General features: G+C 57.1%; 24 protein-coding genes and 1 pseudogene. 15 read left to right on the top strand and 10 right to left on the bottom strand.

Annotation, left to right across the window (positions count from 1 at the left end):
- Positions 1-45: 45 nt before the first annotated feature.
- The 4 genes from umuC to sppA form a co-directional block, all read right to left on the bottom strand.
- Positions 46-1,347, bottom strand: coding sequence for a translesion error-prone DNA polymerase V subunit UmuC (umuC, locus tag FFS12_RS14705; RefSeq protein ID WP_137887706.1), 1,302 nt, complete (start codon positions 1,345-1,347; stop codon positions 46-48).
- Positions 1,308-1,757, bottom strand: coding sequence for a LexA family transcriptional regulator (locus FFS12_RS14700; protein WP_137887704.1), 450 nt, complete (start codon positions 1,755-1,757; stop codon positions 1,308-1,310). Before FFS12_RS14700 ends, umuC begins: the two co-directional genes overlap by 40 nt.
- Positions 1,758-2,217: 460 nt before the next feature.
- A complete protein-coding gene (locus FFS12_RS14695; RefSeq protein WP_137887702.1) occupies positions 2,218-2,499 on the bottom strand; it encodes a hypothetical protein in 282 nt (93 codons plus the stop codon).
- A 62-nt stretch (positions 2,500-2,561) separates the two neighbouring features.
- On the bottom strand, positions 2,562-3,500 hold the full coding sequence (sppA, locus tag FFS12_RS14690) for a signal peptide peptidase SppA (RefSeq protein ID WP_137887700.1): 939 nt from the start codon (positions 3,498-3,500) through the stop codon (positions 2,562-2,564).
- 403 nt (positions 3,501-3,903) lie between these two features.
- Here sppA and FFS12_RS14685 point away from each other — a divergent pair, with 403 nt between their 5' ends.
- The 5 genes from FFS12_RS14685 (at position 3,904) to FFS12_RS14660 (ending at position 6,371) form a co-directional block, all read left to right on the top strand.
- On the top strand, positions 3,904-4,383 hold the full coding sequence (locus FFS12_RS14685) for a hypothetical protein (protein ID WP_137887698.1): 480 nt from the start codon (positions 3,904-3,906) through the stop codon (positions 4,381-4,383).
- A gap of 242 nt (positions 4,384-4,625) precedes the next feature.
- Entirely contained in the window at positions 4,626-4,841 is a 216-nt protein-coding gene (locus FFS12_RS14675) for a hypothetical protein (RefSeq protein ID WP_137887694.1), read from the top strand.
- A gap of 81 nt (positions 4,842-4,922) precedes the next feature.
- Positions 4,923-5,369, top strand: coding sequence for a hypothetical protein (locus FFS12_RS14670; protein WP_137887692.1), 447 nt, complete (start codon positions 4,923-4,925; stop codon positions 5,367-5,369).
- Positions 5,366-5,623, top strand: coding sequence for a hypothetical protein (locus tag FFS12_RS14665; protein WP_137887690.1), 258 nt, complete (start codon positions 5,366-5,368; stop codon positions 5,621-5,623). Before FFS12_RS14670 ends, FFS12_RS14665 begins: the two co-directional genes overlap by 4 nt.
- A 70-nt stretch (positions 5,624-5,693) precedes the next feature.
- Positions 5,694-6,371 (top strand): hypothetical protein, encoded by a 678-nt coding sequence (locus tag FFS12_RS14660; protein ID WP_137887689.1) that lies wholly within the window; start codon positions 5,694-5,696, stop codon positions 6,369-6,371.
- 134 nt (positions 6,372-6,505) lie between these two features.
- Here the strand turns inward: FFS12_RS14660 and FFS12_RS14655 are convergent, their stop codons facing one another.
- A complete protein-coding gene (locus FFS12_RS14655) occupies positions 6,506-7,837 on the bottom strand; it encodes a HEPN domain-containing protein (RefSeq protein ID WP_137887687.1) in 1,332 nt (443 codons plus the stop codon).
- Between the two features lie 281 nt (positions 7,838-8,118).
- Between FFS12_RS14655 and FFS12_RS14650 the strand changes: the two genes are divergently transcribed.
- The 4 genes from FFS12_RS14650 (at position 8,119) to FFS12_RS14635 (ending at position 9,878) form a co-directional block, all read left to right on the top strand.
- A complete protein-coding gene (locus FFS12_RS14650) occupies positions 8,119-8,529 on the top strand; it encodes a hypothetical protein (RefSeq protein WP_137887685.1) in 411 nt (136 codons plus the stop codon).
- Complete coding sequence (locus tag FFS12_RS14645; protein WP_137887683.1) at positions 8,522-8,935, top strand: hypothetical protein; 414 nt, start codon at positions 8,522-8,524, stop codon at positions 8,933-8,935. The genes FFS12_RS14650 and FFS12_RS14645 overlap by 8 nt, the downstream gene beginning before the upstream one ends.
- Positions 8,925-9,161 (top strand): hypothetical protein, encoded by a 237-nt coding sequence (locus FFS12_RS14640; RefSeq protein WP_137887681.1) that lies wholly within the window; start codon positions 8,925-8,927, stop codon positions 9,159-9,161. Before FFS12_RS14645 ends, FFS12_RS14640 begins: the two co-directional genes overlap by 11 nt.
- 126 nt (positions 9,162-9,287) lie before the next feature.
- The gene (locus FFS12_RS14635; RefSeq protein ID WP_137887679.1) at positions 9,288-9,878 is read left to right on the top strand and encodes a hypothetical protein; all 591 of its coding nucleotides are present in this window, start codon (positions 9,288-9,290) and stop codon (positions 9,876-9,878) included.
- A 261-nt stretch (positions 9,879-10,139) separates the two neighbouring features.
- On the opposite strand, the gene FFS12_RS14630 is transcribed toward FFS12_RS14635, so the two are convergent.
- The 3 genes from FFS12_RS14630 to FFS12_RS14620 form a co-directional block, all read right to left on the bottom strand.
- Positions 10,140-11,357 carry a restriction endonuclease gene (locus FFS12_RS14630; protein WP_137887677.1) on the bottom strand — a complete coding sequence of 406 codons (1,218 nt, stop codon included), beginning with the start codon at positions 11,355-11,357 and terminating at the stop codon, positions 10,140-10,142.
- 221 nt (positions 11,358-11,578) lie between these two features.
- Positions 11,579-12,385 (bottom strand): lytic transglycosylase domain-containing protein, encoded by an 807-nt coding sequence (locus FFS12_RS14625; protein ID WP_137887675.1) that lies wholly within the window; start codon positions 12,383-12,385, stop codon positions 11,579-11,581.
- Positions 12,386-12,701: 316 nt separating this feature from the next.
- Entirely contained in the window at positions 12,702-12,908 is a 207-nt protein-coding gene (locus FFS12_RS14620) for a cupin domain-containing protein (protein ID WP_137887673.1), read from the bottom strand.
- On the opposite strand from FFS12_RS14620, the pseudogene FFS12_RS20265 reads away from it, so the two are divergent.
- The 5 genes and pseudogenes from FFS12_RS20265 to FFS12_RS14600 form a co-directional block, all read left to right on the top strand.
- Positions 12,881-12,973: pseudogene (locus tag FFS12_RS20265) on the top strand (LysR family transcriptional regulator); the annotation flags it as partial. The gene FFS12_RS14620 and the pseudogene FFS12_RS20265 overlap by 28 nt on opposite strands.
- A gap of 162 nt (positions 12,974-13,135) precedes the next feature.
- Positions 13,136-13,549, top strand: a complete 414-nt coding sequence (locus FFS12_RS14610; protein WP_137887671.1) for a hypothetical protein — start codon at positions 13,136-13,138, stop codon at positions 13,547-13,549.
- Between the two features lie 72 nt (positions 13,550-13,621).
- Entirely contained in the window at positions 13,622-13,873 is a 252-nt protein-coding gene (locus tag FFS12_RS14605) for a hypothetical protein (protein ID WP_137887669.1), read from the top strand.
- 56 nt (positions 13,874-13,929) lie between these two features.
- Positions 13,930-14,067, top strand: a complete 138-nt coding sequence (locus FFS12_RS19950; protein WP_171011885.1) for a hypothetical protein — start codon at positions 13,930-13,932, stop codon at positions 14,065-14,067.
- A 548-nt stretch (positions 14,068-14,615) separates the two neighbouring features.
- Positions 14,616-15,821 carry an ATP-binding protein gene (locus FFS12_RS14600; protein ID WP_137887667.1) on the top strand — a complete coding sequence of 402 codons (1,206 nt, stop codon included), beginning with the start codon at positions 14,616-14,618 and terminating at the stop codon, positions 15,819-15,821.
- Here FFS12_RS14600 and FFS12_RS14595 read toward each other — a convergent pair.
- Positions 15,818-16,534: a hypothetical protein gene (locus FFS12_RS14595; RefSeq protein ID WP_137887665.1), complete on the bottom strand. Its 717-nt coding sequence runs from the start codon at positions 16,532-16,534 to the stop codon at positions 15,818-15,820. The genes FFS12_RS14600 and FFS12_RS14595 overlap by 4 nt on opposite strands.
- Before the next feature lie 130 nt (positions 16,535-16,664).
- Between FFS12_RS14595 and FFS12_RS14590 the strand changes: the two genes are divergently transcribed.
- A complete protein-coding gene (locus FFS12_RS14590) occupies positions 16,665-17,006 on the top strand; it encodes a hypothetical protein (RefSeq protein ID WP_137887663.1) in 342 nt (113 codons plus the stop codon).
- Between the two features lie 636 nt (positions 17,007-17,642).
- Here the strand turns inward: FFS12_RS14590 and FFS12_RS14580 are convergent.
- Positions 17,643-18,005, bottom strand: coding sequence for a histone-like nucleoid-structuring protein, MvaT/MvaU family (locus FFS12_RS14580; RefSeq protein ID WP_137887660.1), 363 nt, complete (start codon positions 18,003-18,005; stop codon positions 17,643-17,645).
- Positions 18,006-18,047: the final 42 nt, after the last annotated feature.

Below are 18,047 nucleotides of genomic sequence, written 5' to 3'. Positions count from 1 at the left end.
TGTATTCCAGATGAGGCATACAGCATAGTCCGCTCGCTCCGTTGGTCAGCACTTGGCCTGCTGCAACCCCATCCAGGAGGTTGTGTAGGCTGGGCTTAGTAGCTCACGCCGCATCGACCAGGAGCCCCCAACAGGATCACAGGCGAGCCGAAGGGTGCCCCTGCCCTGCTTGGCGTTGATGGCATCCATGACACGCATTAGTTGCTCACTATTGGGTCTGGGTTTCGGAGCGAAAAGATCGTCTGTGATGGAGCCACGCTCGACGAACTGGGACAGAATTACTCCCGCCTTGGCGTAGCGCGGGCCTGCCCGGAACAACGCCCGCAGTCCTGAGAGGGCAGCATTCGTCAGGTCACGGGTATCGTCTGTTGGGTACGGCATCGCGACGATACGGGAGGCGCTGTAGTGCTCGCCAGTGGTATCGAAAGGGCTGGATCTGGCGAACACTTGCAGGCAGTTTGCGAGACTCGACTGCTGCCGTAGCTTGGCTGCCACATTCCCAGTGAACGTGGCGACCGCCCCTTCCAGTAGATCCAAGGAAAGAATTCGACCTCCAAACGACCGTGTGCAAGCGATCATCTGCTTACGATCCGGACTGCCATCGACAAAAGGGAAGCAAGGCAAGCCGAGCAGCTCTCTCGCCGTGCGCTCGACGTTGACGTTGAACTGCCGGCGCAGCAGCTTAGGATCGGCGGTAGCCAACTGCCAGGCGCTATTGATGCCTATGTCGGCGAGGCGGGCATTCAGCCTCGGGCCAATGCCCCAGACCTCGCCAACTTTGGCATAGCGCAGCAGCTTCTCCTGGCGCACCGGATCACGCAGATCCACCACGCACTCGCTCTTTGCCTTCCAGCGTTTGGCCGCCCAGTTGGCCAGCTTTGCGAGGGTTTTCGTGGGCGCAATCCCGACGCCTACACCCAACCCCAGGCGAGTCTGGATCTCGTCTCTGGCATGCCGGCCCCATGCCTCTGGATCAGCGATGCCAGTGAGGTCAGCGAAACTTTCGTCAACTGAATACACAAAAATTCGGGGGGCCAACTCATCCAAAACGGCCATGACTCGGTTGCTGACTGACTGGTACAACTCGAAATTCGAGGAAAATATCTTGACCTCGTTTCTGGCCATCTGATCACGCAGCTCAAACACCGGCTGTCCCATCTTGATCCCAAGGGCCTTCGCTGGGTCGTTGCGGCTCACTACACAACCATCATTGGAGCTGGCCACCACGACAGGGCGATCCCGCAGCCAGGGTTGAAACAACACCTCGACCGAGCAGTAAAAGGCGTTGCAGTCGATCAGAGCAATGGTCACGCGGGCGACCGGCCAGCGAGGCTGTGCAAAACCCATAGACACACCCCCCAAACCTCCAAAACTTCATCGTCACCAAGGCGGATGGGCTTGTAGTCCGGGTTCGCAGCAACAAGCTGCATCCGGCCTTCCTCGTCTTCCTCCAGCGTCTTCACGACAAACTCTGCACCGATCACAGCCACTACCACATCTCCTGGTTGGGCCTTACCCGCCTTGTCGATGATGAGAATGTCTCCGTCATGGATACCGGCGTCACGCATCGAGTGGCCCCAAGCACGCATGAGGAAGATCGAGGAGGTGGGGCGTATGCCAACCAGGGCGTCGAGGGAAAGCTCCGGGAGTTCGTAGTCAGCCGCCGGAGACGGGAAGCCGCAACTCACCTGGCCAGCAACCGGCAGAAGGGTTGCCAAAAGGGATGCCTGAAGGCGGCAGAGGAGGAATGCGGTCATTGTTGCGCGCCAACTGTATGAATATACAGTGAGAGTATAGCGACAACGCCTGCGGCAGTGAAGGGAGGTGGTTGCGAAGGGAATAGGGACAAGATACTTCGCAGCAGGTGATCTGTTGCTTGCTCTATCCCGCTATCTACGCGGCGTAAAGAGTTATTCGTCGCGCCGACAAATAAAGCCACGAAGTAATAAAAAGTGCTTTTTGTGACGCCCAATTTGGGAGTATCTAATTAGTCCTCTACACAAAACAGAGGGCATCCCGCCATGCACAATCGCCTTGCCGATCTGCTGCTAAACATTCTCGCCAATGTGCTCGCCGAGCTGCTGTTGCGCGTGCTCGACTGGCTACACATGCCGCCCTGGATTTAGCCGGTGGGCTCGGTTACTGCTCGCAGCAGCACATAACCAACGTTTCTGGACTGGGGGGGCTTGATACGCCCCCACTATGCGGCTGACAGTATTACAAGAACATGTTGCGGGTCAGTGTGTTGGCCTGGAAGGCAAACTCATAGCTCCCCATCGTGCCCCGCTGTTCACCTTTCGCGTTGATGTGAAAAGGATCTGAGCTAATTTTTGATCTGAGGCGGATCTCGAATAGAGCTTGCTCTAGCAGCTCTGCCATAGACGCGGCATCGCTTGCGTCGATGCTCAGTGTGAGAGTCGCCCGGTCATTAGCCCCCCCTTCTTTGGGCATAAACTCACCTGGCTCTGTACATGCGTTGGTACCCTCATTCTCGCTCAATCTTCTTACTCCTCATGAATGTGGTTGTGGTGAGCTGGAGGAGATGTTTTCTCCTTGGATTGTCAGCGAAGCGTAGGCCCATTGAAGCCGAGCCTCATCGAGAGCTGCTCCGCGACAGACGCCCCGATCTTGTTCGCAAACCGATCCAGTGGGTTCTGCCTGCGGGTGAAGTCAACGATCTTGCTCGCCCCTACCACTTCTCTGGCCACATAGTCCGCATCGCCAAGCTTATCCACGAGGCCCAAACCTAATGCCTGCTCGCCCGTCCAGATCAGACCCGAATAAACCTCGGGATGCTCTTTCGACTTCAGGCGCTCCCCCCGGCCCGCCTCGACCGATTCGATGAACTGCTTGTGCGTAGTCTTGAGCACGCCTTCCCAGAAAACGGTTTCCTCTGGATTTTGCGGCTGGAACTGATCGAGGAACGCCTTATGCTCGCCGGAGGTAAAAGCCCTACGCTCGACGCCGAGCTTGTTCATGAGCTCGACAAATCCGAAGCTCGCCGCCGTGACCCCGATTGAGCCGACCAGGCTGGACTTGTCGGCGAAGATTTCATCCGCTGCGCTGGCGATGTAATAGCCGCCGGAGGCCCCGAGGTCGGAGATGACGGCGTAGACCTTCTTGTCCGGATACAGCGCCCGCTGCCGCTTAATTTCGTCGTATACCTGCCCGGACTGCACGGGACTGCCACCAGGGCTGTTGATCTCAAGGATCACCGCCTTGGTGTCCTCATTCTCGAAGGCCTTGGCGAGGCTTCGCTTGATGTTATCGGCGCTGGCTTCTTCGCCGTCAGCAATCACGCCCTTCACCTTTATCTTGGCAGTTACGGCAGAACCACCAGTATCCTCGCCCTCGAACTCGGACTGCCCCCCGAAGAACACGAGGGTGACGACGATAGCTGCCATTCCCAGGCGATAAAAGTTCGTCCAGCGACGGGCTGCACGCTGCTCGATAATGCTTGCCTGGAGCGTGCGCTCCAAGACCTCAAGGCTTTTGTCCATTCCGTTCTACCTGTGTCGTGGTTCAGTTGGCCAGGCTTGATCTGGTCACTCTGCATCGCCGATATCAGCGCGCTTGGCTCTCTGTTCGGAGGGTTTTTGCCGAGCCACTTTGCCACGGCTCTCGCCCGGATTGGAATGAGCCAAAAAGACCCGTGGCCCAGTAAAGCCCAATGCCTCCCGGCGGCGCTGCTGACCGCTCAGACCTGAACGCGCTTCCGATAGCTTGCCTCTCCTGGCTGGGCTGCCCCTCTTGCATTCACCCAGGTTTCAGTAGCGCTCGCGGCTTCGATCACCCTGCTTTTCAGCAACCTTCATCAAACCCTCACCCGGCCATTCGTTCTTGGGATTTCGTAGATCCGTGTGAAAACAAAGGCATCTTTCAAGCGCACATGGAGTCGCCCGAATGTCACATCTCAAACTCGCAACTCAGCAGCTCGGCATCTCGAAGCTGAGCGCTGATCTCGAAGTCGAAATCAGTGGCTGCGAGAGTTATCTGCCGCGCCTCAAGGCCATGCTCGATCTCGCCATGGAGCAGGTGCTGGAGAATTTCAGCGAGCGCGTGCATGAGCAGCTCGGTCTCAATGTGCTGGAGTTCATCGCCAAAGTTCGCCTGCCGGCGGCAACGAAGGCCGTGTTGACCCTGAATAGCCCTGCGCTGGCTCAGGACGACTACGAACTTTCCCGCGATAGCGATGCCTGTACTGTTCGCGTCGACGATGCTGTGGTGATCCTCTGCCGTAATGGCGGTGGTGTCGCGGTCAGCGTCCAGCCACGAGGCATCCAGCATGAGATGGCTGCGCTGGCGGTGACTCTGCCTGAGATCGAGCAGACCCAGTACGGGCAGCTTGGCTTCATCCCGACTCGCTACGCGACCATCCGCTGAGGAAAGCTCATGAACAACTGCGCCCTCCAATTCGAGCCTCTACGCCGATTCCAGGTTCGAGACATATCGAGCAGCTACGCAGGCCCAGCATTCGATCTGGTTTTTCACGATGACGAGCATAAGGTCGAGCGGTACTCGGAGGCCATCTGGAACTCGGAGCACGATGCCACGGTTGAAGCTGAGCGATTGGAAGCAGCAGAGCTGCGGCCTACTCACTGGGACGTGCTTAGGAGTAAATGACCATGAGCCATGCCAGTCAGAAGTTTCATGTCCGGCTCGGCCTCGGCAGGCTCGAAGGCCTGATGACCAAGCAGCAGGCCCGGAGCTGGGGTGATCGCAACATCCCCTCCGACCTGAAGTCCGCCGGCTTCAGTACCTGCGTATTCGAGAGTTGCCCCGAGATTCATGGCGCTCTTTTCCTCCGGATCTCATACGGCAAAAGCTGCCCATCCAGGTAAGCGGTCTGATCGGGTTGGCCGCTTCAGTTGGGATTTCCCCGCCTCGCCGTAACCTGTTGGCATCTAGTCAGGAGCGACCAAATGCCTACCAACATGACATTCCAAGAGCTACAGGCTCAGCGAGCCAGCGCGGCACAGGACGCCTTTGTACGGTACGAGTTCGGCGGTTCTGTAACGGACACCGAAAACTGGCGTGACACTGAAACCCTCGACTGGATCAGGGTTTGCTATGTCGAAAGTGCCGAGGCCGCTGCCAGCCTGATATTCCATGTGCGCTTCAACCCAGGTGAAGCAGTTCCGGTGGAAGTTTTTTGCCTGGATTTGGCCACTGGCAATGAGTTCGGTGTGTTGCCACCAACTGCCGGCGAGATGGCTGAGGCTCTGGGGTTCTCAACTGAGGGAGAGATGCTCGCCCATGGAGTTTGGCTCGAGCAGCGCAAGACGCATCAGGCACAGGTCAGCGAGGCGGTCGCCAAGGCAGCAGGTGGCCCGGTGGTGGATATTCGCGCCGTGGAGTTCTGCCAGTGAGCGAGCAGGCCTTTGAGCGTGTTTCCCCTGCAAACCCCTACACCGCTGGCTGGCAGGCCTACGGTGGCCACCCTATGTACGTTGGGATCTACAAGTCGATGCAGGGCGAGATGTGCCTTGGCGCAACCGACCAGCTCACCGATGCCGCAGGCTTCAATTCGGCGGAGCAAGCGCGGGAGATTGCCGAGGCCGCCGGTTTCGATGGCCCATGGATGCTGTTCGAGCCGTTCCGTGGGCAGATGAGTTTGTTCTAACCTCTTGGCCGCTTGGGATTCTGTCGGGCGGGGATAGCCTGAAAGCACTCAGACCAAGGAGGTATCCCCGATGAATAACATGAACTTCACCCTCACCTTCCAGGGCACCGTTTCCCCGGACGGCGGCGACGCCACCGCCAGCGGCTCCCTCAGTTGCCACGAGCTGATCGACAACCTTGGGCACGCCGTTAAGGTCATCGTCGGTAACGGCCTCGTTACCGGCGAAAGCGCTGCAACGCTTGAGGTCTACGAGTCCATTGTTTCCGTTACCGAGGCCGACGAACCTCCGGCTCCGGCGGCGCAGTTCGGTTCCACTGCCTCCGTCCTCCAGGCCCTGCGCTTGTCCGAGCAGTTCATGTCCGGCTTCGAGGGTGATGGTGTTCAAGAGGGCATCGGAGAGATGCTTGCTGCCGTCCGCTCCGCCATTGCCGAGGTCGAAACCGATATGGCCAAAGCGGAGTCTGTCGAGCAACTGCGCGCCGAGGTCGAGGCAGGTATCCGGAAGCTGCGCTCCATGATCGATGAGCCAGTCACCATCGACTACGAGGAGAACATCTATCTCGAAGTAGCCCCGGCTGTTCAGGATAGCCGCATCAACGTCTGCCACCGGCAGTACGGTTGGACGTGTGTGAACTACACCGGCGAGGGGGTGATCGTGGACGTGTTCGACGCTAAGAACATCGACGCTCAGGCCACCGTTTCGCTGCACCGCAACGATCTGATGGCGGCTGAAGAAGCCACCGAGTAACCACCGTTTTCAGACGATTTAATCGGCTGAATCAGACCCATCTACTTCTCGCATCATCGACAAAATAACCACTCAAACCCCAGCCCGCCAATTCGCGGGCTTTTCTTTATCGAACTACAGATGATCAGAATTATTTATTTTAACTCACGCCCACCGGCTGACAGTATAAAAGCCGGATAGTCTTCAGTCGAAATCCCTCCCATATCTATAATTCTTATAATTGCCAGTCTAGCCAGACGGCCACCCTCTATCATTACATCTTGACTAGATAGTTTTGCTTCTCGGCCATACACTTTAAACTTGGAGTCTGGGAGTACACCATTGTGAACTGCCTTTGATCTAAGAATGTAAATAGCCTTAAAAATATCATGTGCATGAAGCCTATCTTCAAGTGTGTCACCCGTCAAAAGTGCTCCCAGCAGTCTAAACTGAAAAGATAATTGATCCGTGTTATTGCTTGGAGTGAGTACCGCCTCTAGTGCCACCCCCAGGTCGATTGCCTGCTGAACACGATCCCAAGTGTTCATAGATTGGCTTAGCCGGTACAGCGCTATAATAATCGGCGCACGGATTCCTTCAGCAAGATTCTTTATCCTTTCATACAGCGCTATAGCTTTCTCTACATTAAGATCGTCTATATCCTCATCGGTTTTTGAATGTTTTATTTCCAATGCGGAACTATACCCACCATCAAGGCATCCTGAAAAAGGAGCCCATTCTGGCAGTAGATGCCAGCGCCCCAGAGGCGTCGGCGCTCCCTCCGAACAAAATAGATTTAACACAAGCCAGAAGAGCTCTTGATTAAATAGTTTAGATCTTTCAATCTCCGACGCTTCCGCAGAACTATTATGTCCTAACGATGTTGAGTCAATTATGATTAGTGCTGCTGATGGAATAACCATCCCCCAAGCTTGTCTCATTGAATAGAGATATTCGTCCAAATGCGCGATGTCATATTGACCGAGCGAGGACAATGGCGCTAGTTTAAAGTCGCCCCCTACATCGTATTCTTTGTTGACGCGAACGCCTGCTAATACCAATGTGTTGATTACTGGTGCTTTATTTTTTTCTAGAAATCGCTGAACACCTTTAAGCGCGCTTTCCGGCCCGACAGCTCTTGACCGCCTAGCTAGCCACACAGCAAAAAGTCCAATATTTACAAGACTGCCACTGCTCCCATAATTAAAAAACTTATCATTAAAAACATCAAAAGTTTGGCTTCGCAATATCTCAATAAGCCGCATGGCAGCCGTTGTAAGCCCCGCCTTCTCGAAAGCCTCACTCCAGCCACTAACCCAAAAACCCATACGCAACAGACGCTCGTCATGAACTGCTTCTGCAAGCACTGCAACTAATTCATTCCAGTCAAAATCTTCAGATGCAATCATGACTTCCCCAAATATATCCATGTAGTCAACGCACCTTATCCCTTTGAGCACTTTCCAAGATAGTACTTCCTTGTGCATTGGCCAGATCCGGGAGATGCCTCCGTGTGTCTGTTTTTGGCCGTTTGCTGCCGGGCGGGATGGCTGAATTCATCACCCTCCCACGGGCCTTGCTACATCGGCTGAAAGCAATCGGCGGAGCTGGATTGTCCATGCAGTGAACTGTGTACTGTGCGATGTCCATGCCTACACCTAATCCGTGAAAAACATCTCCCCCGCATAAGACACCGACACCCTGTCCCCTCGCTTGGGATTTCCCAGAGCGCAAATACCTTGGCCATGTTGATTCCACGGAGGTTCACATGGTCGACTCACGCAATATCAATCGCATACTGAAAAGCCCGAGCGCGCTCGCAGCCTACATGGCCACAGGCAGGGTGCCGAAGGTTGCAGCCCCCTCTAGCCCCCTAATCACCCTCCTCCAGTCCCTGTACCCTCGCGAGCGCACCCAGATCTTCGCTGTGATGGTTTCTAGCGCACTGGGGTATCAGGGCAGCCGCCTATTCCACAACGCGCAGCAGGCGCTGAATTGGCTGGCTCCCGACACCCCTCAGCAGCATCTCCCCAGCCAGTCCTGGCAAGACCGGCGTTTCAGGAGCGTTCTGACCATCGACGATCTGGCCAAGGTCGCCAAGGTGCCGGATCGGGTCGCTAAAGACTGGTGGAGTCGTCACCCTCAGCACTCTGCCTTGCGGGGTAAGCACGATGAATAAGCCAATCCCCAGCCAGGAGGAGCTGGCCGCTTTGCTGGAACCCCTGGATGCCGCACCGGTCGAGTGCGACGGCATGGCCCGCTTGATCGCCACCGTGCTGCGCCATGAGCGCATTCCTTTCCGAGTAATGGTTGGCAGTCTGGCTGCTGACGGTCAGGGCATTGCACCTCATGTCTGGATCGAGGTCGGTCAGTGGCGAATCGACTACCGCGCTCGCATGTGGCTCCGAGGCCTGTCAGATGTTCCGCACGGTGTTTTCCCCCTGGAATCAGGCGAATCTACCCGCTACAACGGTATGGAAGCCGAGATTGAGCCGCTGGAACCCTGGATGTTCAAAGTGCTAACGATGCCTCAGATCGCCGAGATGAAGCACTTGCCTCCCGAGGAAGAAGCCCATGACTTCTGACGCCCGCACAGACACCCTGTACTTCCAGCTCCGTGAGCAGTCCGACCGCTTCGCGATGGCAGTCATCGCGACCGGCAACGAAGCAGAGCAGTTCCTCGACACCGAGTCGGATGGCGACCCCTATCGCTACGGCGTCACCTACACCGGGCCGGAGGTGACGGAGTTCAGCCAATCCCCCTACAGCGGCACCGGGCGTCTGGCCTCGCGCTTCACGCGAGAGCTGTAAGCATCATCTGTTGAGGGGAAAAAATCCCCTCGGGCTATCAGCACCAGAAGGGCTTGCAGGCCGAGGGCTTGGGATTTCCCAGCCTCGAGAGAAGGTAGGGGCATCTCTTTTCAGCGGGTGCCCACCATGCTCAGCAATCTCGACCTCTTCGCACCCCAAGCCCCGCGTTTGACCGTGTTGAGCTACGGCGCTGGCCAAGACTCCACCGCGCTTCTGGAGTTGTACTTCAACGACCCAGCATTCCGGGCCAAGTATGCCCCCGGCGATTTCATGGTGGTGATGAGCGATACCGGCGACGAATACGCCGAGACTTACGAACACGTTGAGCGCACCAAGCTGCGCTGCGCTGCGCATGGCGTGGAGTTCCACTTCCTCACCGCCGACAAGGGCTACCACTCCGAATCCTGGAGCAGCCTGCTTCATTTCTTCCGCAGTAAGGGCACGATTGGCAGCAAGGCTTACCCCAAGACCTGTACCGACCGTCTCAAGCTTCGACCCATCTACCGCTTCCTGGAGCATTGGCTAAGCGAGCGCTACGGCGTCCAGCACGGACGCAAGCAGGGCATCCGCGAGTTCGCCGCCACCTACGGCAAGATCCAAATGATGATCGGCATTGCAACCGGGGAAGAGCGCCGCGTGGCTGATCCGGCTCGTAAAGGGCATCGTTGGTACCGTGAGAGCATTGACAACATCTACTGCGTAATTGCACTAACTTGACCACCCGTTTGCACACCAACTGACCAGTCATTTGCATTCACGCTGACCAGCTGTTTGCAGTTGATCAGTGTCAGCGGGTGCCACTCAGGGGAGTGCGTCAGCCAGGCACTGAAGGGCAGCAACCGACCCAATATGTCGTTGGCCAAAGGCAGAAATCGTTCAAAAGCGGACCTTCGATCAGGGAATGCTCACGGCCAAAAGCGGTCGGTTAAGTATGGATATCAGTAGCGGACCAAGTTAAAGCCGCTCATGATTTTTATATTAATCCCAATGGGAAAAGCCTACTGGTAGGCCATTCCAAGTAGAGAACAGTGTCCGCTGTCCCCAGTAGCTTACCCTGCCGCCTTCTTCACTCCGTGTTGCACGGAACACCGCCTCACGGTGTTCAGAAGTGTCTGCGCCCATGTTCAAAACAGGCATCACTTGTCCCGCTTGAACATCGCCAGTAATGCGAATGCTCGGTATGCGTGCCAGCAGAGCGGAGGTCCGCGATTCACGCAATACAACACAAAAACACGGGTACCTCCGATCACCGACTACCAAGCGAGGATCAACTCCTCGAACTTGAATACCTTGAAGCAAAGGCACTAGCTCTTGCGCTGCTACGGCTCGATTACGGGCCATAAACATTTCTTGGGCAGACTCTTCGCACCACTGAGTCAGGTTGGAGCTGTCTGCAAGGACGAGTCTTGAGCCAGCCTTTTGAGCAAAATCGCGAACCCCTGGCAGATAGCGTGAGGAGGTAATGAATAAGCCTCGACTAGCCTGATGTCGGTCGACATGAGCCGAGAGCGCTGCAACCGCTTCCAACCCAATGGGGTTATTTGGGGCGTAACGTTTCACTTGCACCAGCGTAAGCAGATCTCCAATTGGATCTCGTTGCCAGATACGCAGGTCTACACCTTTATCCCCAGAACCGGGGCCTAGTTCTGTCTTCCATCCACGGGCGGCAAAGATACTACTGATTAATGTCTCAAATTCGCGATGAGCAAGGCGATGAAAATCTTGGGCATTGGCCGCGAAATGAGCATACAGGTCGCCACTGACGTCCGCCGTATCAGCTTCAACAAGTCGACATATCCATTTCCAACGCGCTACCCGATAGGCCGCATGAACCAGTTCACATTCGTGATCGATGAAGTAGAAACCCGAAATGCAGGACTCTTCAAACTCTAAGTAAACACCGACCTCTTCTAGCTCCTGACGAAGCTCCTGCGCCTCTTTGTGGTCCCATTCGAGCACGGTGTTTACCGCGCCCTCCGCACACAGCAGGAGCAACGGTCCGCCAATGAAAGGCTCATCGTCGTAGTAAGAGATGGGATCAGCTAGGCAAGCGTCATACCAAATTCCATGGCGCGTAGCCCACTCTGTTGTAATGCTGGTGATCTGAGCTATCAGCTGATGAACAGCTGCCTCTAAAGCCATTTGGTTGTCCATCACCACCAATTTACCTCTACTGTGAACACGTTGGCATTTCACCAGTGCAGCATCATCCAGGATGAACTGTCCACGCGTCTGTAGAAAGTTTTGAGCGACTGCTATTGGCCGGGAGCGCTCATCGACCCGATGGCCGCTTTTGGCCGCTTCCTGCCTGTCGCGACCGGCTGGTTTGGGTCGATAGCTACCGGTGAGCGTGGAAGTTCGGTTGAGCCATTCCCCGCCCGGCGTATTACCTATTCCGGGTTATGCGCCCTACGGTACTAGCGATGGTTGCGATAGCGTTCGGTCAAGGACTGCACGAGGGTGACGTAGGATTGCGTCTCGGCGTAGGGAGGCACCCCGTTGTACTCGACCACGGATGCTTCGCCGGCGTTGTAACCTGCCAACGCCAGCACCTGGTTGCCGTTGAAGCGCTTGAGCAGCCAGGCCAGGTAGCGCACGCCACCACGAATGTTCTGTCGTGCGTCGAACGGATCGTCCACAGCGAAGCGCTCGGCGGTGGCGGGCATCAACTGCATCAGCCCCTGTGCGCCGGCTTCGGAAATGGCGTTGGGGCGAAACGCCGATTCGGCATGTATCACTGCGCGGACCAGCGCCCTGTCGATACCATAATGACCCGAAGCGGCTTCGATCTCCCGCCGATAGGAATGGGTGTCCAGGCGCAGTGAGGCGACCTTGAAATCCTTCGGCGCCATGCACAGATAGCAGCCCTTGATGTAATAGAGCTCAAGGACATCGACCCGTGCGGAAATCCCGACGGGGCGCCGGCTCACATATTGACGAATACCCTTGTGGATGAAGGTGTACACCCGAATCCGCAGCGCGCCTGAGTTGTCGTCCCGCACAAGCCGTGGCAGGGCCATTGCCTTGGCGCCGACACCGGCGCCCGCCATGCCATTCAGGCGAGTGCAGCGGGCGCTGGCGATGGCTTGGCTGGTGTAGCTGATGGCTCCGTCCCTGGCTTGGCACTTGAACATGGCGCTGGCGCACAGTGGAGCGACCAGCAAGGCTAGCTCGATGCAGCCAAGAAGGCTCTTGCGAGCCCATCGCCATGCTCTGGAACTCATCACATCGCTCCGCGCCGCAGGCGCCGATCAGGCCTGGGGCGCCTGGCCCGGGCGCTGCCTTTGGAGGGCCTATTCTGGGTGAGCCGCCTTTTGTTCTGATAGTTATACCCCTTGTAACCGGCCTTGGAACTTGCGTTGACGTACGGGCTGCCGGCGTTCCCAGGCGAGGCGCAGGCCTGATTGCTCGCACGACGCGTCGTCCCGGCTTGCCAGGGCCCGGCGCAAGTCCGATCCGCGGGTGACGGACCGGAGCCGGGGCGGGACAGGCCCAGGTAGGCGACGGCAAAGTTGTCATCGTTATCCGCCCGGGCCGAGCTCATCCGAGAATGAAATACACCTTGCGCACCAGCGTGATGTTTTCCCAGGTTCCCTTGAGCCCCGCCGCCGCCACCACGAACGAATCCCCCGGCCCAAAGGTCTTCGCCACGCCGTCCGCATCGGTCAGGCGCACGGTGCCTTCGAGGATGTGGCACATCTCGTCGTAGTCGCACTCGCATCTCGGTCTACGCACTGACCGAAACACGGCTGCTTCCTGCGAAGACCCAGCGGTTCATCGAGTTCATACGCGACCATCTCAACAGTGCTTAATGCCTGACGACTGGATAGGGGGCATCCCGACGCAAACGAATGTCTCCTTCTGGCCGTTCACTGCCGGTCGTCACTACGGTGTGTGCTGGTCAAGTCGAATGCAAACGGTTGGTCAGCACGAATGCAAATGGCTGGTCAGTGGCAATGCAAATGGGTGGTCAAGTGAGATGCCATTACGCAATCTACCCGCTGATCGACTTGGGCATGGATCGCGCAGCCTGCCAGCAGTACATCGCCAGCCAGGGGCAGATCGTCCCGCCGCCCTCCAACTGCCGCAGTTGCCCATGGTTGAGTCTTGAGGAGCTGGAGTACCTGCGCCGCTTCGACCCGGCCCACCTTGAGGTATGGGTGGAGCTGGAAGCAGCCAAGCTGGAGAAGCACCGCGACAAGGAAAACCTGATCGTCACAACCGCCAACGGCACCACCAAGATCGTCAACAAGAACTACGGCGTCTGGGGTGTTGACCCACTCCCGAAGAAGATCGCTCAAGCCAAGGAGAAGTTTTCCGACTGGACTGATGCCCGGCTTCGCGAGTACCGGATGAGTCACGGGCACTGCGTTGCGACGGCCTACTGATCGGCTTGGGATTCCTTGGCCATCCCGTAGCCTGGAGGTATCTAACTAGCCGACTACACGGAGTAGTACCCCATGCCAACCCCTGCAATCAAATCGCTCCGCCTGCCCGCCTTCTTCGCCTGGACAATGTTCCTGTTCGGCGCAGCAAATGCCTTGCTGATCTGGTCGGATGTTTTCGTGGCCGTTCCTCTGGCCGTTCTGTTGATCGCAGGCGGTCTGTTCGGCACAGCCGGCATCTTGACCCTCGGCTTTTTCGTATGGGCGTTCTGGGGCGTTCTGGGCTTGCTACTGGCCCATTTCTTTAGCCGTCAGGAATGCCAATGATCGAGGGCACCCAGATGAATCAAACTGATAGAATCCGGCGTTAAGGTGCAGGCTCCATGACCAAGGAAATCTTTATGCAAAAGCAACCTGTATGGGATCTCGTGGGACTGGCGCTTACGCTTGATAAGCGTCTGATACTGGTTGTGCCGGTACTGGTAACGGTTGCCTACTTTGCTTCCAAACTCACTGTTTAGGTAACGACCATGGATCGGATCTTTGCGTCCTGGAGGACGTTCGCTCTTAGACACCCACGAATCGATCACACCTTCAAAGCAGTTGGCTATGTCGCTTGCTTTGTATTGATCCTCAATTCCACTTTCGGGCACGGCCACTGGCTCTACGGACTACTCGGGGGCGTTGTGCTGACCCTAAATCTGGCGATCCATCTAGCCAGCAAAAGCGCATCCCCCTCGCCTGACTAAACAACCCTGTCGACCGCGCCTGACTCCACCACCCTTCCAGAATTGGGTTCTTCCAAACCTTCGATAGCCTAGAGCCATCGAAACCATGGAGATTCCCATGCAAGACCTGAACTTCACCGTCACTCTCTCTGGCACCGTCTCCCACGATGGTGGCAGCGACAGGCTATGAATCGCAGCATCGCAGCACGCCGCCAGAGCTAGCCCTCGCTTGCGATTGCGGTAGGAAACTGAGGCCTCCAGCTCGGGGTTCACTTTCTTGAATGTAGCGATTTATATGGATATTATCCTTTTACGATAATTTAACTAACTTCGGTAGAATCATGGACGCTATCCGCAACCCCTACTCCCCTGGCGCCGGTACCCGACCACCTGAGCTTGCAGGCCGTGACGATCTGCGTGAGCGAGTGCGCGTTGCTATCGAGCGCATCCGCATTGGTCGGCCTGCCAAAAGCGTCATCATGGTCGGTCTGCGGGGTGTCGGAAAAACCGTGCTCCTGAACCAGATGCTCCTTGATGCCGAAGCGTCGCACATACGCACCGTTTACATTGAGGCGCCCGAAAACCGCTCGCTTCCTGCCCTCCTCGCTCCGCAGCTACGAATTGCCCTGCTGCAAATGAGCATGACAGAGGCCGCAAAGGACGCTGCGATACGAGGCCTACGCGCCCTGGCTGGTTTCGCCAAAGCCTTGAAGGTGAAGTTCAACGACATCGAGGTTGGCATCGACTACGAGCCTGAGCCTGGACTGGCGGACAACGGCGATCTTGAAGGCGATCTTACCGCCCTGCTAACCCAGCTTGGCCGGGTTGCAAGCGCAGCGGGTAGCGCCTTGGTTATCTTCATCGACGAACTCCAGTACGTCGATGAGGAAGAGTTAGGCGCGCTAATCACGGCACTGCACCGGGTTTCTCAACTGGCCTTGCCCGTCACCATCGTTGGCGCGGGCCTCCCACAACTGCGGGGGCGCGCAGGTAACGCTAAGTCATACGCGGAACGTCTCTTTGACTATCCCGAGGTTGGCCCACTTGCTCCTGATCAAGCTCGTGTGGCCTTCGTCAAACCTGCCGAGGATGAGGGAGTTGTCGTTGACGCTGATGCTGCTGACCTCGTGGTTGAAGTGACCAAAGGCTATCCATACTTCATCCAGGAGTGGGGTAAGAGCACATGGGAGGCGGCCCAGGACGACCACATAACCCAGCAGGACGTTCGCGCCGCATCGGCAACCGCAGTCGCCGCACTCGACGAGAGTTTCTTTCGTGTGCGCTTTGACCGCATGACCGTGGCAGAAAAAATCTACCTGCGAGCGATGGCAGATCTTGGCGCTGGCCCGCACCGCTCGGGCGATATCGCGGTCAGATTGAACCGCAAAAGCCAATCCCTAGGGCCCATCCGTAGCAGCCTGATCAGCAAGGGTATGATTTGGAGCCCCAACCACGGGGACACTGCCTTTACCGTTCCGATGTTTGATCAGTACATGTTGCGGATCATGCCGGGTGTTGACTGGGAGCCCCCGGCACAGGTCGTCTAACGCTTCTTCTTCAGCGGCAGTCGCTCTACGTTGGACGACTGCTCGATGGCCAACTGCGATTGCATGTGGCCGAGCAACTGCTTGTACAGCGCCTTGATGGCAGACTGACCGGCTTCGACTCGCTGCAACGCGGCCAGGAGCTCGTCTCGCGGGCTTGCGATGTCCCGGCTGCAATAAGCGTCTCGCACTCCCCGCTCGATGTCATCGTACAGCCAGGCAATGAACCCGGCACAACTCTGCCGCTCGGTAACCGTGTCGTCGAACCTCTTGAGAATCGCTTTCTGAACCTCCGGTACCGAGTAGAAGTCCAGGGCGATCTTTTCCTTGTGGAGTCCCAGCAGCAACAGGGCTGAGTCCATGGCCGCATCGCAACTGGGCTCCGGGCGCGGCAGAAGATCCTGAATCGCATGCTTAATCCGTATCTCGTGCTCTTTCTGAAGCTGCTGCCGGCGAACCTCATCGCGCTTTTTCACCTCCTTGGCGTGCTCAACCCTCAGATTCAGCGACCGGATCAACTCGCCCGCCTGCTTGATGAGAGCCGATTCCTCCAGCTCTAGCAGGCCTCGCAGCGGCCCAGTAGTCAGCTTCTCCAACTGGGTCGCCGCGCCAGACAGCTTTGTCTGCTGCGCCTTCAAGCTGGCGGCGTCGTAATACTTGAAGATTTCCAGAACTTGCTCGGTCGTGATCCTGCTGTAGATGTCTGTGTCTTTCATCCTGGAAAGCCTCCGGCTGCTATGCCTCGAAGCGTATCAGAATATGCCTAGTGCCCAACAAATGCAGGGCGTTTGGGTCTCTGCGGCACGGTGTCATAATCCGCGCAACAACCGAATCCGAGGCACCGAAATGTCCCGCAAGCAGTACGGTAACCTACCGCTCCGCCCCTCCTACACGGCCAAGATCCAGGGCGATTCCGGTGTCTACGATGTATGGGGCATCGACTGGTACAACGAGCGCGTGCAGGTCTACCGGGCCCCCGTCCTTGAGTGGGTGCCGATCAGCCAGGTCAACCTGGAGCAACTGCCCCAAGATCCAGTCCACCTGCCCCAGTTGCTGACCGACCTTCGCGCACAGGTAGCCGCAGACATAGAGTCGCCCAGTACCTTCGAGCCCGATTACAGCCGCGACGCCCGCGAGTTGGTCGCCCGCATTGATGCACTCCTGGTTGGGGGCTCCGATGAGTTGTGATCCCTTCGAGCACCACCTACGGCTCAAGAAGCCTTGCGCCAACTGCCCTTTCCTCAAGGAAGGGGCCATACCGCTTAGCCGCGGCCGATTGGAGGGGATAATTTCTACTCTGGTTGAAGATGACCAATCGACATTCCCTTGCCATAAGACCGTGCATTCCAAGCGCGGTGGCGAGTGGGATGATGATGGCAACTACTCCGCTTCCGGCCACGAGGCTATGTGTGCGGGCGCTGCCACCTACCTGATGAAGCAGGGTCGACCGACAGTTGGGATGCGGATTGCGTTCGTCACTGGCGCCGCTGCGCCGGGAGACTGGGATGCCGTGAAATCAGACGTGATTGACTAAAGGGACGCACATGGCCGGATACATGAACGCTGAGCTGGAGGCAATCCGAGATAACCTGACGTGTGGGCACTGTCACAGTCGCTTTAAGGGGTCTGATTCTCAAGCCAGAAAGGTGAAGTACGAAAAGCTGACGGTGTATTGCTCTGCCCTCTGCCGGAAGGCGGCAACCGTGAATAGGCTCACTAAGCCTTTGCCGAACAGAGGCCCTGGCCTCGCTGGCGAACATTCGCCGTGTGATGAACTCAAGGGCGTTGCGCCCTTGAGTCTTATACGCAAACGGCCATGGCCGATCAGGCCTGAAGCCAGGATTCCACCGTGGACGCCCCGTACTGGGCTTTCCATTCTTTCAAGACACGGTGGTTGCCGCCCTTGGTTTCCACCACTTCGCCGTTGTGAGGATTCTTGTAGCGCTTCAATACGCGCGGACGCCGATGCGCCCCTGCGGCCTTCTCCAGCTTGCGGCCAACTGGAGCCGGTTCCAGGATGGCGATGATGTCTTTCAGACCCTTGCCGTAGGATTGCATCAGGTTCTTCAGTTTTTCTTCGAACTCGATTTCTTTCTTCAGCCCGGCATCGCTTTTCAGCGCTTCGAGTTGAGCAAGTTGCTCCTGGAGCGCCCGTTCAGCTGCTCGGAATTCCGCCAATTTTGACACTGTTTCTACTCCTGATTGGAAACACGTGTGTGTTAACTAGAA

The organism is Pseudomonas sp. 2FE, from assembly GCF_005503735.1.
Classification (GTDB): domain Bacteria; phylum Pseudomonadota; class Gammaproteobacteria; order Pseudomonadales; family Pseudomonadaceae; genus Aquipseudomonas.
Note: the sequence above shows the minus strand (reverse complement) of the source record. Positions and strands in the feature narration are given on the sequence as shown.

What these genes read in the sequence shown, in the direction of transcription:
- FFS12_RS14700 (WP_137887704.1), bottom strand. Translation starts at nt 1,757, where the DNA reads ATGACCGCATTCCTCCTCTGCCGCCTTCAGGCATCCCTTTTGGCAACC.
- FFS12_RS14675 (WP_137887694.1), top strand. Translation starts at nt 4,626, where the DNA reads ATGAGCCATGCCAGTCAGAAGTTTCATGTCCGGCTCGGCCTCGGCAGG.
- FFS12_RS14590 (WP_137887663.1), top strand. Translation starts at nt 16,665, where the DNA reads ATGTCCCGCAAGCAGTACGGTAACCTACCGCTCCGCCCCTCCTACACG.
- FFS12_RS14605 (WP_137887669.1), top strand. Translation starts at nt 13,622, where the DNA reads ATGCCAACCCCTGCAATCAAATCGCTCCGCCTGCCCGCCTTCTTCGCC.
- FFS12_RS14670 (WP_137887692.1), top strand. Translation starts at nt 4,923, where the DNA reads ATGCCTACCAACATGACATTCCAAGAGCTACAGGCTCAGCGAGCCAGC.
- FFS12_RS14600 (WP_137887667.1), top strand. Translation starts at nt 14,616, where the DNA reads ATGGACGCTATCCGCAACCCCTACTCCCCTGGCGCCGGTACCCGACCA.
- sppA (WP_137887700.1), bottom strand. Translation starts at nt 3,500, where the DNA reads ATGGACAAAAGCCTTGAGGTCTTGGAGCGCACGCTCCAGGCAAGCATT.
- FFS12_RS14595 (WP_137887665.1), bottom strand. Translation starts at nt 16,534, where the DNA reads ATGAAAGACACAGACATCTACAGCAGGATCACGACCGAGCAAGTTCTG.
- FFS12_RS14660 (WP_137887689.1), top strand. Translation starts at nt 5,694, where the DNA reads ATGAATAACATGAACTTCACCCTCACCTTCCAGGGCACCGTTTCCCCG.
- FFS12_RS14645 (WP_137887683.1), top strand. Translation starts at nt 8,522, where the DNA reads ATGAATAAGCCAATCCCCAGCCAGGAGGAGCTGGCCGCTTTGCTGGAA.
- FFS12_RS14625 (WP_137887675.1), bottom strand. Translation starts at nt 12,385, where the DNA reads ATGAGTTCCAGAGCATGGCGATGGGCTCGCAAGAGCCTTCTTGGCTGC.
- FFS12_RS14635 (WP_137887679.1), top strand. Translation starts at nt 9,288, where the DNA reads ATGCTCAGCAATCTCGACCTCTTCGCACCCCAAGCCCCGCGTTTGACC.
- FFS12_RS14685 (WP_137887698.1), top strand. Translation starts at nt 3,904, where the DNA reads ATGTCACATCTCAAACTCGCAACTCAGCAGCTCGGCATCTCGAAGCTG.
- FFS12_RS14650 (WP_137887685.1), top strand. Translation starts at nt 8,119, where the DNA reads ATGGTCGACTCACGCAATATCAATCGCATACTGAAAAGCCCGAGCGCG.
- FFS12_RS14655 (WP_137887687.1), bottom strand. Translation starts at nt 7,837, where the DNA reads ATGCACAAGGAAGTACTATCTTGGAAAGTGCTCAAAGGGATAAGGTGC.
- FFS12_RS19950 (WP_171011885.1), top strand. Translation starts at nt 13,930, where the DNA reads ATGACCAAGGAAATCTTTATGCAAAAGCAACCTGTATGGGATCTCGTG.
- FFS12_RS14640 (WP_137887681.1), top strand. Translation starts at nt 8,925, where the DNA reads ATGACTTCTGACGCCCGCACAGACACCCTGTACTTCCAGCTCCGTGAG.
- umuC (WP_137887706.1), bottom strand. Translation starts at nt 1,347, where the DNA reads ATGGGTTTTGCACAGCCTCGCTGGCCGGTCGCCCGCGTGACCATTGCT.